This window comes from Agrobacterium sp. CCNWLW32, assembly GCF_037083425.1.
In the GTDB taxonomy this organism is placed as follows: Bacteria; Pseudomonadota; Alphaproteobacteria; order Rhizobiales; family Rhizobiaceae; genus Agrobacterium; species Agrobacterium radiobacter.
On sequence record NZ_JBAOJM010000001.1, the window covers coordinates 531,986 to 544,499 of the forward strand.

The following is a 12,514-nucleotide window of genomic DNA, read 5'->3' on the forward strand; positions in this document are numbered from 1 at the left end:
TGAAAAAAGGCGGAGCCAAAGCCCCGCCTTTCGAAGTTCTGAGCGAACCGTTCCGAGAAGCGATTAGCGCTTGGAGAACTGGAACGAACGGCGGGCCTTGGCCTTACCGTACTTCTTACGCTCGACAACGCGGCTGTCGCGGGTCAGGAAGCCACCCTTCTTCAGAACGGAGCGCAGGCCCGGTTCGAAGTAGGTGAGCGCCTTGGAAACACCGTGACGTACGGCGCCGGCCTGGCCGGAAAGACCGCCGCCTGCAACCGTTGCAATGATGTCGAACTGGCCGGAGCGGGCAGCTGCGACCAGCGGCTGCTGGAGGATCATCTGCAGAACCGGACGTGCGAAATACGTGGTGAAATCGCGGCCGTTGATGATGATCTTGCCAGAACCGGCCTTCACCCATACGCGGGCTACAGCGTTCTTGCGCTTGCCGGTCGCGTAGGAGCGGCCGAGGGTATCAACCTTGCGGACGTGCACGGGAGCCGAAGCTTCCGATGCCGGGGCGAGGTCTTTCAGAGAGGAAAGATCGGCCATTATCAGGCGCTCCTTACGTTCTTCTTGTTAAGCGCGGCCACGTCGAGAACGGTGGGCTGCTGTGCTTCGTGCGGATGGTTCGAGCCGGCGTAAACGCGCAGGTTCTTCATCTGGCGACGGCCGAGCGGGCCGCGCGGGATCATGCGCTCGATGGCCTTTTCAACGACGCGCTCCGGGAAGCGGCCTTCGATGATCTGGCGAGCCGTACGCTCCTTGATGCCACCCGGGTGACCGGTGTGCCAGTAGTACTTCTTGTCGGAGTACTTGTTGCCGGTGAAGGCAACCTTTTCAGCGTTGATAACGATGACGTTGTCGCCATCATCAACGTGGGGGGTGTAGGTAGCCTTGTGCTTGCCGCGCAGGCGGGTTGCAACGATGGTGGCGAGGCGACCAACAACGAGGCCTTCGGCGTCGATGATGACCCACTTCTTCTCCACCTCAGCGGGCTTCTGAACGAAAGTAGACATAGATTTCACTTTCTAACGTGGACCCGTCATCCTCTTCATGAAAGAGCATACGGGCGTTTCTTGTTGCTTGGTTTGGTTGCCATCAAGGACAACCGCAAATGACCCTATTCCGGCTGGAATCCGATCTGGCGCGCTTATACGGTGCGCGAGCGAAAGCGTCAATATGACGGATTTTGGAGGTCGTAAAAATAATATAGTAAAAACAATGACTTGATAATGGGGTATTATTTTACCTCACCAAACAAACCCGTTTTACCCCAGTCGCATCACCAGAACGCCCGCTGCAATGATGCCTCCGGCAAGATAACGCCAGATGCTGGCGCGTTCTTTGAGGATCACCACGGAGATTACCAACGCGAAGAGAATGGAGGTTTCCCGCAGCGCCGCGACGACGGCGACGGGCGCCTTGGTCATGGCGTAAAGCGCAAGTCCGTAGGACAGAATGGAGCCGCCGCCGCCGATCAGGCCGCGCCACCAGTTGCGTCGGACATGCTGGACGACAGGGCCGACGCCGCGCTGGAAAAAGGCAAAACCGAAAAGCAGCACCGGCGGCAAAAGCGACATCCAGAGCGTATAGGAGATGGCGTTGCCGGAAAGTCTTGCGCCGACGCCGTCGACGAAGGTGTAGGACGCGATCACGAAGGCGTTGAGCAGCGCGACTAGAATAGCCTTTCCGCCGCCACGCCTTGCCTCGAATACGAGTGTCAGGATGCCGCCGGAGATGATCGCGATCCCGGCAAGGGCCAGCGGGCTCAAAACCTCGCTCAGGAACAGGCTGCTCGTCGCCGCGACGATCAAGGGAGCCACACCGCGCATGACGGGATAAACAAGGCCGATATCGCCGATCGTATAGGCGGCGGCGACAAGGCGGAAATAGGCGAATTGTAGAACGGCCGAAGCGATCAGGAAGGGAATGGCGACCGGTGCGGGGAAGGGCAGGAAAGGCAGAAACGGCAGTGAACAGGCCGCAGCTCCCGCCGCAATCAGTGAGGCGTCCAGTGATTTGTCGGATCCGGATTTGACCAGCGCATTCCATCCGGCATGCAGCATCGCGCCCAGGAGCACCAGAAGAAGAATGTCAAATGTCACAATAGAGACTCGCTCGCGGGCTACTTTGGGCAACCTACAGCATCGGCCTGAAAACCGGAATCGATTTTCGGTGAGGGCGACACGCCCCTGCGAATTGTTCGAGTGAGCGTTTTGCGCCGGTGGAACCACCCACAAACGACATGTGACTGCGGCTGATATTGCAACACGCGTAAAACTCTTGCTTTGTGCATGTCAGGCGCGCGCGGAATGATTTTGCTCCGGCGCGATATGGTATTCTGCTCAGGATTTCATCCGTCAGATGGTGGCATGAGCGCTGGGCGCACAGCTTGTGGTTTCGATTCGGAGCGTGTTTTGGCCCATAATACTACCTGTTTTGTCAAATAGCTCCGCTGGGCGCTTCGGTCGGAAGGTATATCAATTGGATGGGATGTACATGAAAAGAAATTTCATATCTGCTATGAACGGCTTGCTGTAACGTTGCAGGTTTGTTTGTAGATTGATTTACAGAATAACTTTCTGAAAATTAGATAACTCTAATTCACCTGCGAACGGAATGAAAACAAACAGGAGACGAAGGGCGCATAACTTGCACGCTAATGTTGTTTGAGCCGCTTTTGTGCCGGTTTGCGCCATTTTGAAAACTGGACAAAATTAGTCAATAGAACCGGGATTCTGGTATTTTGGTGAAATCATTTTGCGTGGACGAAAACGTGCCACTGCGCGACGATAGGTCTGTCGTGGCAGCGATTTTCGGCCGGGCAAGGGTTCAAGACAGCAGGGAAGCTTCCTAGATGGGAAGGGCAGGCGCATTCGGCAGTGTCAGGAATGCGTCGGTGGAATTATGCAGACGAGGCTATGCTCGCGCAGCTTTCAAATGGCGCATCTGCATTGGTATTCTTCAAACCATGTGACGTTCCAAGAGGGATAAGTTGACATGCAGCATGATAGTTACGAGCCCGACTACCTCAGAAAAATTCTGACTGACGTCAAAACCATCGCGCTGCTCGGCGCTTCGCCCAACCCGGACAGGCCGAGCCACGGCGTCATGCGCTTCCTGCTGTCCAAGGGTTACCGCGTGTTTCCGGTCAATCCCGGCCAGGCAGGCAAGGCGATATTGGGACAGAAGGTCTACGCCAGGCTCGCCGATGTTCCCGAGCCGGTGGACATGATCGATGTTTTCCGCGCGCCGGAATATTTATCGGCAATCGTCGAAGAGGCGATATTGCTGCCCGAGCGACCATCGGTGATCTGGGGCCAGCTTTCCGTTCGCGATGACAATGCCGCCGCCAAGGCGGAAGCCTATGGCATAGAGGTTGTGATGGACCGTTGCCCTGCAATTGAGTATCCGCGTCTCAATATTGTGCGATAGTTGGTACGGATCGGACTTATCATTTGGCGGCAAGGCATTATGATCCCTTCAAAATTCCATTGGAGGAAACATCATGCCGAGCAGCAATCCCGGGTTTTCAACGCTGGCCGTCCACGCGGGCGCACAACCTGATCCGACCACCGGCGCGCGTGCGACACCCATTTATCAGACGACGGCCTTTGCTTTCCGCGACGCCGATCACGCCGCCGCCCTGTTCGGATTGAAAGAGTTCGGCAATATCTACACGCGAATCATGAACCCCACCCAGGCTGTTCTGGAAGAGCGCGTGGCGGCGCTGGAAGGCGGCACGGCGGCGCTTGCCGTGGCGTCCGGCCATGCCGCGCAATTGCTGGTCTTCCATACGCTCCTGCAGCCCGGCGACAATTTCGTCGCCGCTCGTCAGCTTTATGGCGGCTCGATCAACCAGTTTGGTCACGCCTTCAAGGGCTTCGACTGGCAGGTGCGCTGGGCTGACGCCACCGATCCGGCCAGCTTCGAGGCGCAGATCGACGACCGCACACGCGCCGTCTTCATCGAAAGCCTTGCCAATCCCGGCGGTACTTTCGTGGATATAGCCGCGATTGCCGATGTCGCCCACCGGCACGGCCTGCCGCTGATCGTCGACAACACCATGGCGAGCCCCTATCTGCTGCGGCCGCTGGAACACGGCGCTGACATCGTGCTGCATTCGCTGACGAAATTCCTTGGCGGGCACGGCAATTCCATGGGCGGCATCATCGTTGACGGCGGGACCTTCGACTGGTCGGCGACGGATAGATATCCGGCGCTGTCGCAGCCCCGGCCGGAGTATTCCGGCGTCGTGCTGCACCAGACCTTCGGCAATTTCGCCTTCGCCATCGCTTGCCGCGTTCTGGGATTGCGTGACCTCGGACCGGCCATTTCGCCCTTCAACGCCTTCCTCATCCTGACGGGCATCGAGACACTGCCGCTGCGCGTTCAGCGCCATTCCGACAATGCGCTGGCCGTCGCGAAATGGCTGAAGGCGCATCCCAAAGTCAGCTGGGTGCATTATGCCGGGCTGGAGGACAGCGACAACTACGCCCTCCAGCAGCGATATTCGCCAAAGGGCGCAGGCTCCGTCTTCACTTTCGGCGTCAAGGGCGGTTATGCGGCCGGCAAGGCGCTGGTGGAAGGGCTGCAGCTCTTCTCCCATCTCGCCAATATCGGCGATACGCGCTCCCTCGTCATCCACCCGGCCTCCACCACCCATGCGCAATTGACACCGGAACAGCAGACGGCCGCCGGTGCAGGGCCGGATGTGGTTCGCCTGTCGATCGGCATCGAGGACGTCAAGGACATCATCGCCGATCTCGAACAATCGCTTGCCAAGCTGTGACGTGGTTGGTCACGCGAGTTTGGTACTCGCGTGACTCCCCTTCGAATTTCCTGCGGTGATATTCCCGTTCATTGCGCGGGTGAAATCAGCGGGAAACTGAGGTTGTCACTTCGGTTTGTGGATAAAACTTTGGTGTCAGTGCCGGAAGGCAGTTGGTGAGCCTGATGGACGATTGGCGCGCCGCTTCCGTTCATCGGTTACCATCTTACTCAAAGCATCGAATCTGCCTAGAACAGGCCCTTGCACTCCCATTGCGAAAGATAGGCCATATGAAAAACCGAACCGGAATGCTCCGCATCGTCACCCTTCTCCTTGCGATCGGGGTCGCAGGTATGGCTGATATACCTGTCGTCGCTTCGGTTTCGCCGGCAAAGGCGGAGGCGGAATATTTCCCGACTCAGAAGGATTTTGTCGGAAAGTGGAAACTCAGCGGTGCGACCAGCCGCCCGCCGCGCGATATGAAGACCGCGCCCACCTCGCAGCAGGAAGCGGATGCGACACTGTTCCAGGAGACGGTAACGACATTTTACTCGGCGTTCGACTATCTGGAGATCACGGCGGACGGTCGTTATAATTTCCATCAGGCCGGTGATCCCGCGGGTTCATGCGTCTGGTGCGGAACATGGTCTTTCAACAAGAGTTCGCTTTGGCTGAAGCTGGATACGGCGCCCAGGCTCGATATTTATGCGAAGGACGGCGATATACAGATGACCTACACCGCCGAACCCGACAAGAAGTCGAAATATACCTGGCTGGTTTTTGGCTGGACGAGGATGGAGTGAACCGCATCTTCTCCCGCTGCAAGGCCGCGACGGGAAACGGGGCAACGAGCAAGCGTTCGCTGCCCATGAAATCAATTTTAAGTTGTATTTGAAGTTGAAGACGTTTGACGAAGCGCTCACAAATGAGCAAAGCTATTTTACCAACCACATTTGATGGATCTGGATGTCATGGCGAATTTTCTGTCCTTTGATGATGTTACCGAGGTGGAGCATGGCGCGCCTGCGCCGGAAAGGCTGATCTCCGGCGATCCGAGATTCACCACATGGAATATCGAGGAGGCTCCCGGCGGCATCTATGCCGGCATCTGGCAGTCCACCCCCGGCAAATGGCGGGTTGTTTATGACGAGTGGGAATATTTCAACATTCTCGAAGGCCATTCCATCCTGACCGAAGATGGCGGTGCGCCACGCGATCTGAAACCCGGTGACCGCGTTATCCTGCGTCCGGGCTTTGCCGGCACGTGGGAGGTCGTGGAAACGACGCGCAAAGACTACGTCATCCGGCTCTGAGGCCGGATGCGGTTTGGTGCTTACTGCTCATCGAATTTGAGAATCGATGGAAGGAGTCCGGGAAAGCGGGCTTCCATATCCTCAATGCGCACAACGCTGATATTTTCGACGCCCTGTTTATGGGTGCGGATCAATCCTGCCTCACGCAGGATTCGCATATGGCTGGACAGGGTGGAGCGCGGCATATCCTGACAGGGCGCTGCCGCACCGCAATTCTGCCCGGCCTCCGACCCCCATAATTTGCGGATGATGCCCATGCGCGCGGGCTCGCCAAGGGCGGACAGCACGGCGGTAAGCGATATGTCCTCGCGAGCGGGATGAAAAAACTGAACCATGGACCGCCTGTAGCATATGGATTGACAAGCTTCAATATTTCAATAAAACCGAAATACCGAATTATGGTAATTCGGAAATTACGATATTCATGGAGTTTGCAATGTCTGGACTATTCAGCGGACAGGTGGTCGTCGTCACGGGCGGATCGACAGGCATCGGCTTTTCAGTCGCCAGGTTGTTTCTGGAGGGCGGCGCCTCTGCGGTTTATGTGACGGGCCGCAATTCAGCCAATCTCGACGCCGCCGTCGCCAAGCTCGGGGAAGGGGCAATCGGCTTCGTTTCCGATGTTGCCAAGCTTTCGGATCTGGAACAGCTCAAGGCTCGCATTGAAGCCGACGGGCGAAAGGTGGATGTGCTGGTCGCCAATGCCGGCATCGCCGAGAACAACGATCTTGGTGCGACCCATGAGGCGCTCTACGACCGGATTTTCGACATCAACGTGAAGGGCGTGTTTTACACGGTGCAGACGTTGTTGCCGGTGCTGAAGGACGGCGGTTCGATCGTATTGACGGGGTCGATCGTCGGCAACAAGGGTATGGAAAAGCTGAGCGCTTACAATGCTTCGAAAGCGGCGGTTCGCTCATTCGCCCGCAGTTTTGCCAATGATCTGAAAGCGCGGGAAATCCGCGTCAATACGGTGAGCCCGGGCGTTACCCGCACGCCGATCATGGAAAATGGCCTGAAGATGGACGATGAGAAGATCGCCGGTTTCAAGGCCTATCTGAAGGATGCGGCACCGATCGGCCGTATGGCCGACCCCGACGAAATCGCCGAGGCGGTGTTGTTTCTGGCATCTTCCAAGGCCAGCTATATCACCGGCGTCGAGCTCTCGGTTGATGGCGGTCTGGCCCAGATTTAAGGCCGAATCCTCCCTCTGCCTTACCAGCTGAGATCGAGCCGCTCGAGGCCATGGAAATGATAGACATCCTTGACCTTGGGCGGCTCGGCAATCTTCAGGCCCGGCAGGCGTTTGAAAAGCAGGGGCAAGGCGAGATTAAGCTCCAGCCGTGCAAGCGGTGCGCCGATGCAGAAATGGATGCCGGCGCCGAAAGAGACGTTGGCGCCTTCGTTCCGGTCCGGCCGGAAGGTCAGCGGATCGGAAAATTTTGCCGGGTCGAGATTGGCGGCTGCCAGGATGAGGCTGACCTTGTCGCCGCGCTTGAATGCGACGCCGTCGATTTCGACCGGTTCCAGAACCCAGCGCTGGAAAATATGAACCGGGGCGCAGATGCGCAGGGTTTCTTCCACCGTGCGTTCCGTGGCGGCCTCGTCGTGGAACAGGGTCTCCGGAGAAATGCCGCTTTCCAGAATGATGCGCACGGAATTGCCGATCTGGTGCACGGTCGCCTCGTGCCCGGCATTCAGCAGCACGATGGTGGTGGAGATGAGCTCGTCGTCGGTCAGGTACTGGCCCTTGTGCTCCGTATGGATCATGTGGCTCAGCAGGTCATCCTTCGGCTCCGCCCGCCGCTCGGCGATCACGCTGCGCACATACTCTGAAAATTCATGCGCGGCCCTGTCGGCCAGAAGCTCGTCCTCGGGCGTGCGCTTGAACATGTACATGCCGACATAGGCATGCGACCATTTCAGAAGCTGCGGCCCCATCTCTTCGGGAATGCCGATCATGCGGGCGATCATCGTCACCGGGATGATATCGGCATAAGAGGAGAGCAGCTCGGTTTCGCCCTTGCTCTCGAAGGCATCGATCAGGCGGTTGGCGAGTTCCTCGATTTCCGGTTTCATCTTGTCGACATGCCGAGAGACGAAGGCGCGGTTGATGAGCGTGCGCAGCCGCGTGTGTTCCGGCGGCTCCAGCTCCAGAAGCGAATGCTGCTCGGCGGCGTCGAAATGCTTCACATGTTCCAGCGGTTGCGGCAGGCCGATTTCCTCGCGGCTAGCCACATGCAGGATCTGCCGTCCGAAGCGGCGGTCGCGCAGAAGTGCGCTGACATGGTCGTAACCGGTGAAGAACCATTGCCGCTGCTCCTCCCAGTAAAAGGTGGGACATTGCCCATGCAGGGCGGCATAAACCGGGTTCGGATCGTTGTAGAAGGCCGGGTCGCGGGCGTCGAGTGAAACGCGGCGGGTGGCGGGATCGATTTTGAGAAAGGGAAATGTCGCTGTCATGCCCATGGTTTATTCCGCGCGTGGCGCTTTGGGAAGGGAGGGGAACTCCCCTCCGTCTGTCACTGGATGGTTACATCGTCATCGACTGGCGATGGCGGATATCCGGTTCAGCGCCGCAACCTGGCGGTCGGCATTGTTGTCCATCGGGTTTTCGTCGCGGTCCGAGGCGGGCACGACGACATTGGCCGAATTGACGTGGATGACGGTCCGGTTGCGCCCGGCCTTCTTGGCAGCATAGAGCGCACGGTCGGCTTCCGTCATCATTGTGTTGAGGTCGGCATCCCTGATCATGGCTTCGGCGATGCCGACGCTGGTGGTCACCTCGATGCTTTCACCACGCGAACTGATCTTCGACAGGCGTAGATTGCCGCGGATGGCTTCTGCAAGCGTCGCTGTGCTGGAAGGGCTTTCGACTTCGGCGACCAGCGCGAATTCCTCGCCTCCCATTCTGACGAAAAGGCCGCGATCGCCGATCACACGCTGGGCGATATTGCAGAAATGCACGAGGACCGCATCCCCGGACTGATGGCCGTATCTGTCGTTGATCTTCTTGAAATGGTCGATGTCGAACAGCACCAACGCCACATAACGGCTGGAGGCCGGCGACCTTTTCTTGATGCGCTCGAACTCCTCCAGCAGACCGCGCCGGTTGAGAACGCCGGTCAGATGATCGGTCATGGCGAGCCGGTGAAGACGAATCTCCGTGTCTTCCATGATGATCTTGGCGCTGATCATGATGATCGCCGTGAAGCCGAGCATGCCGGAAATGGAGAGCGCCGATGTCATGGGAATGGCATTGGGGATTGCGGCATTGGCCGGGATGACGATGGATGCGACGATCGCTCCGGCAAAAGCCTGCAGGATCAGGATCGTGGCCAGAACCTTTCGGCTGCGAGATGCGCGCGCCCTGCTGGCCAGAAGCACGCCCGCGAGCATGAAATAGCCCGTGGCCGCGCTGGCATGATAAAGCAGGATGCGGGCGACCATGTCTTCGCGCACGGGCGGCACGAACATTCCGGCGATCCACAGCAGGGCCGGAATAGCAACCCAGCCGCCGAGTTTGCGCTGCTCGAAGCAGAGCAGGCCAGCCAGCCAGAAACCAAAGGCGGAAAGCGCCAACGTATTGCCGACCTGAATGGACAGAAAACTGGAAATATCGCCGCGAAACGCCACCATGACAGTGCCGATGCCTGTGGTGAGGAAACCTGCGGCGAAATAGAGATTATGCCGGCGGGAAGGGCGGTGCAGCCACAGCGTTCCCAAAAGCACGGCAAGGGTGAACGTTTCCGCCGCCCACAGTAGCGTGCTCGTCTTTGCATCCAGCATTGCAAAATCCTATCTGCGCCATCATGCGGTAAAAGCGGGCCATCTCGCACAAGGTGCGTTATGCCCGCTGGAATTGTTGAGCTGCCATTTCGCCCGGATGGGCCCATTCCCCAACGGGAACCGGAAATTCGCTGGCCAGTATCAGCAGCAAATACTAACGAGTTCTTGCCGGTGAGAAGTTATATCTGTGTATGGCGGACGATTTTTGCCCCCGCCGCGCGCCATAGTAAAAAAATGGTGGCGGTGAGGGAAAGAGGCCCGGCCGGCCCCGCCCGGTTCGAAACCCTTGCCAAGTCGGCCCTCGACGGCCTGCAAACGCTGTTGAGCCGTTAAGGATATGCGGCTTCGTGTCTTGAAGTACGGGGCAGGGACACTCTATGTAGGGAGTATGAAGGTTAGAAGTGATTCCGGAGCGGTTTTCCGCGAAGGGCAGAGTTTGACAAAGGACGGACATGAAAAATCCAGTTGATACCGCCATGGCTCTGGTGCCGATGGTCGTAGAGCAGACCAATCGCGGCGAACGCTCCTACGACATATTTTCCCGTCTTCTCAAGGAACGCATCATTTTCCTTACCGGCCCGGTGGAAGACCAGATGGCGTCGCTCGTCTGCGCGCAGCTTCTTTTCCTCGAGGCTGAAAACCCGAAGAAGGAAATCGCGCTCTACATCAATTCGCCGGGTGGCGTCGTGACCGCCGGCATGGCGATCTACGATACGATGCAGTTCATCCGCCCTGCGGTTTCCACGCTCTGCGTCGGTCAGGCCGCGTCCATGGGCTCGCTGCTTCTGGCTGCCGGTGAAAAGGGAATGCGTTTCGCCACCCCGAACGCCCGCATCATGGTTCACCAGCCGTCCGGCGGTTTCCAGGGCCAGGCATCGGATATCGAGCGCCACGCCCGTGACATCATCAAGATGAAGCGTCGCCTGAATGAAGTCTACGTGAAGCATACTGGCCGCACGCTCGAAGAGGTTGAAAAAACCCTTGATCGCGACCATTTCATGGATGCAGACGAGGCGAAGGAATGGGGCGTGATCGACAAGATCCTGACCTCGCGCCAGGAAATCGAAGGCGCCGCCGCGAATTGAGGCGCGCCGCTTTTTGACGTTTGTTTGAACCCGCAAAAGTAATTTCGGGGCTTTCAACCGCAACAGAAAGCGATATTAGTATATATAAAGGCTATGTTGAATTTTTATGACGTGGCCTTTGGTTTGATGGGGAATTCGTTGCAGCCGGTTGTCAGCTCATGTATCTGATACCGGTTAGTACCCCGGGAAACGAGGCGGATACGGCGATGCACCCCAAGGGCTGCCGTATCGGCGGGCGGTAAGTTGACCGCGATCCGTTTGGCGGACCTGCGGCGTGCTGGAAGGAAAGAGATATGAGCAAAGTCAGCGGCAGCAACGGCGGCGACTCTAAGAATACACTCTATTGTTCATTCTGCGGCAAGAGCCAGCACGAAGTCCGGAAACTCATTGCCGGACCGACGGTATTCATCTGCGATGAATGCGTCGAATTGTGCATGGACATCATCCGCGAGGAGAACAAGACGTCGATGGTGAAGTCGCGCGAGGGTGTTCCCACCCCGCAGGACATCATCAAGATCCTCGACGAATATGTCATCGGCCAGAAGCAGGCGAAGAAAATCCTGTCGGTGGCCGTTCACAACCACTACAAGCGCCTCGCGCACGCCTCCAAGAACGGCGATGTCGAGCTTGCGAAGTCGAACATCATGCTCGTCGGTCCGACGGGTTGCGGCAAGACCTATCTTGCCCAGACGCTCGCCCGCATCATCGACGTTCCCTTCACCATGGCGGACGCAACGACGCTGACCGAAGCCGGTTATGTCGGCGAGGACGTGGAAAACATCATCCTGAAGCTGTTGCAGTCTGCGGATTACAATGTCGAACGCGCCCAGCGCGGCATCGTCTATATCGACGAAGTCGACAAGATTTCCCGCAAGTCGGACAACCCGTCCATCACGCGCGACGTGTCGGGCGAGGGCGTTCAGCAGGCGCTTCTGAAGATCATGGAAGGCACGGTCGCTTCCGTTCCGCCGCAGGGCGGCCGCAAGCATCCGCAGCAGGAATTCCTGCAGGTGGATACGACCAACATCCTGTTCATCTGCGGCGGCGCGTTTGCCGGCCTCGACAAGATCATCTCGGCCCGTGGTGAAAAGACCTCGATCGGCTTTGGTGCGACCGTCAAGGCGGAAGACGATCGCCGCGTTGGCGAGGTTCTGCGCGAACTGGAGCCCGAAGACCTGGTGAAGTTCGGTCTCATCCCGGAATTCATCGGCCGTCTGCCGGTTCTGGCGACGCTGGAGGACCTCGACGAGGATGCGCTGATCCAGATCCTGTCCGAGCCGAAGAACGCGCTGGTCAAGCAGTATCAGCGCCTGTTCGAGATGGAAGATGTGGAACTGACCTTCCACGAGGACGCTCTGCGCGAAATCGCCCGCAAGGCGATCACCCGCAAGACCGGCGCCCGCGGCCTGCGCTCGATCATGGAGAAGATCCTGCTGGATACCATGTTCGAACTGCCGACGCTGGAAGGCGTACGCGAAGTGGTCATTTCCAACGACGTCGTCAGCGGCGTCGCCCGTCCGCTCTACATCTATGCGGATCGTCAGGAAGAAAAGACCAACGTTTCGGCCTGATCG

13 protein-coding genes are annotated in these 12,514 nt (G+C 58.1%); 7 read left to right on the forward strand and 6 right to left on the reverse strand.

Annotation, left to right across the window (positions count from 1 at the left end; all coding sequences use genetic code 11):
• Window positions 1–63: 63 nt before the first annotated feature.
• The 3 genes from rpsI to V6R85_RS02850 form a co-directional block, all read right to left on the reverse strand.
• Entirely contained in the window at window positions 64–531 is a 468-nt protein-coding gene (gene rpsI / locus V6R85_RS02840) for a 30S ribosomal protein S9 (protein WP_003496509.1), read from the reverse strand.
• Window positions 532–533: 2 nt separating this feature from the next.
• Window positions 534–998, reverse strand: coding sequence for a 50S ribosomal protein L13 (gene rplM / locus V6R85_RS02845; protein WP_003502335.1), 465 nt, complete (start codon window positions 996–998; stop codon window positions 534–536).
• 252 nt (window positions 999–1,250) lie between these two features.
• Window positions 1,251–2,087, reverse strand: coding sequence for an EamA family transporter (locus V6R85_RS02850; RefSeq protein WP_060724089.1), 837 nt, complete (start codon window positions 2,085–2,087; stop codon window positions 1,251–1,253).
• An 895-nt stretch (window positions 2,088–2,982) separates the two neighbouring features.
• On the opposite strand from V6R85_RS02850, the gene V6R85_RS02855 reads away from it, so the two are divergent.
• The 4 genes from V6R85_RS02855 (at window position 2,983) to V6R85_RS02870 (ending at window position 6,066) form a co-directional block, all read left to right on the forward strand.
• Complete coding sequence (locus V6R85_RS02855) at window positions 2,983–3,417, forward strand: CoA-binding protein (protein WP_111834305.1); 435 nt, start codon at window positions 2,983–2,985, stop codon at window positions 3,415–3,417.
• Window positions 3,418–3,490: 73 nt separating this feature from the next.
• Window positions 3,491–4,774: an O-acetylhomoserine aminocarboxypropyltransferase gene (locus V6R85_RS02860; protein WP_003502341.1), complete on the forward strand. Its 1,284-nt coding sequence runs from the start codon at window positions 3,491–3,493 to the stop codon at window positions 4,772–4,774.
• Between the two features lie 269 nt (window positions 4,775–5,043).
• Window positions 5,044–5,556, forward strand: coding sequence for a hypothetical protein (locus V6R85_RS02865; protein ID WP_087743804.1), 513 nt, complete (start codon window positions 5,044–5,046; stop codon window positions 5,554–5,556).
• 168 nt (window positions 5,557–5,724) lie between these two features.
• A complete protein-coding gene (locus V6R85_RS02870) occupies window positions 5,725–6,066 on the forward strand; it encodes a cupin domain-containing protein (RefSeq protein WP_003502345.1) in 342 nt (113 codons plus the stop codon).
• A gap of 20 nt (window positions 6,067–6,086) precedes the next feature.
• Here V6R85_RS02870 and V6R85_RS02875 read toward each other — a convergent pair whose 3' ends face one another.
• The gene (locus V6R85_RS02875) at window positions 6,087–6,401 is read right to left on the reverse strand and encodes an ArsR/SmtB family transcription factor (protein WP_003502347.1); all 315 of its coding nucleotides are present in this window, start codon (window positions 6,399–6,401) and stop codon (window positions 6,087–6,089) included.
• A gap of 89 nt (window positions 6,402–6,490) precedes the next feature.
• Between V6R85_RS02875 and V6R85_RS02880 the strand changes: the two genes are divergently transcribed.
• A complete protein-coding gene (locus tag V6R85_RS02880; RefSeq protein ID WP_162690818.1) occupies window positions 6,491–7,261 on the forward strand; it encodes an SDR family NAD(P)-dependent oxidoreductase in 771 nt (256 codons plus the stop codon).
• 20 nt (window positions 7,262–7,281) lie between these two features.
• Here the strand turns inward: V6R85_RS02880 and V6R85_RS02885 are convergent, their stop codons facing one another.
• Window positions 7,282–8,535 (reverse strand): cytochrome P450, encoded by a 1,254-nt coding sequence (locus tag V6R85_RS02885; protein ID WP_162695517.1) that lies wholly within the window; start codon window positions 8,533–8,535, stop codon window positions 7,282–7,284.
• 72 nt (window positions 8,536–8,607) lie between these two features.
• Window positions 8,608–9,855: a GGDEF domain-containing protein gene (locus V6R85_RS02890; protein WP_087743807.1), complete on the reverse strand. Its 1,248-nt coding sequence runs from the start codon at window positions 9,853–9,855 to the stop codon at window positions 8,608–8,610.
• Between the two features lie 452 nt (window positions 9,856–10,307).
• On the opposite strand from V6R85_RS02890, the gene clpP reads away from it, so the two are divergent.
• Entirely contained in the window at window positions 10,308–10,940 is a 633-nt protein-coding gene (gene clpP, locus V6R85_RS02895) for an ATP-dependent Clp endopeptidase proteolytic subunit ClpP (RefSeq protein WP_003502355.1), read from the forward strand.
• Window positions 10,941–11,233: 293 nt separating this feature from the next.
• A complete protein-coding gene (gene clpX / locus V6R85_RS02900) occupies window positions 11,234–12,511 on the forward strand; it encodes an ATP-dependent Clp protease ATP-binding subunit ClpX (RefSeq protein ID WP_003496489.1) in 1,278 nt (425 codons plus the stop codon).
• Window positions 12,512–12,514 lie beyond the last annotated feature (3 nt).

Excerpts from the sequence above, each read along its gene's own strand:
- rplM (WP_003502335.1), bottom strand. The coding sequence starts at position 998 with ATGTCTACTTTCGTTCAGAAGCCCGCTGAGGTGGAGAAGAAGTGGGTC.
- V6R85_RS02860 (WP_003502341.1), top strand. The coding sequence starts at position 3,491 with ATGCCGAGCAGCAATCCCGGGTTTTCAACGCTGGCCGTCCACGCGGGC.
- V6R85_RS02855 (WP_111834305.1), top strand. The coding sequence starts at position 2,983 with ATGCAGCATGATAGTTACGAGCCCGACTACCTCAGAAAAATTCTGACT.
- V6R85_RS02875 (WP_003502347.1), bottom strand. The coding sequence starts at position 6,401 with ATGGTTCAGTTTTTTCATCCCGCTCGCGAGGACATATCGCTTACCGCC.
- V6R85_RS02880 (WP_162690818.1), top strand. The coding sequence starts at position 6,491 with ATGGAGTTTGCAATGTCTGGACTATTCAGCGGACAGGTGGTCGTCGTC.
- V6R85_RS02865 (WP_087743804.1), top strand. The coding sequence starts at position 5,044 with ATGAAAAACCGAACCGGAATGCTCCGCATCGTCACCCTTCTCCTTGCG.
- V6R85_RS02885 (WP_162695517.1), bottom strand. The coding sequence starts at position 8,535 with ATGGGCATGACAGCGACATTTCCCTTTCTCAAAATCGATCCCGCCACC.
- V6R85_RS02890 (WP_087743807.1), bottom strand. The coding sequence starts at position 9,855 with ATGCTGGATGCAAAGACGAGCACGCTACTGTGGGCGGCGGAAACGTTC.
- clpP (WP_003502355.1), top strand. The coding sequence starts at position 10,308 with ATGAAAAATCCAGTTGATACCGCCATGGCTCTGGTGCCGATGGTCGTA.
- rpsI (WP_003496509.1), bottom strand. The coding sequence starts at position 531 with ATGGCCGATCTTTCCTCTCTGAAAGACCTCGCCCCGGCATCGGAAGCT.
- clpX (WP_003496489.1), top strand. The coding sequence starts at position 11,234 with ATGAGCAAAGTCAGCGGCAGCAACGGCGGCGACTCTAAGAATACACTC.
- V6R85_RS02870 (WP_003502345.1), top strand. The coding sequence starts at position 5,725 with ATGGCGAATTTTCTGTCCTTTGATGATGTTACCGAGGTGGAGCATGGC.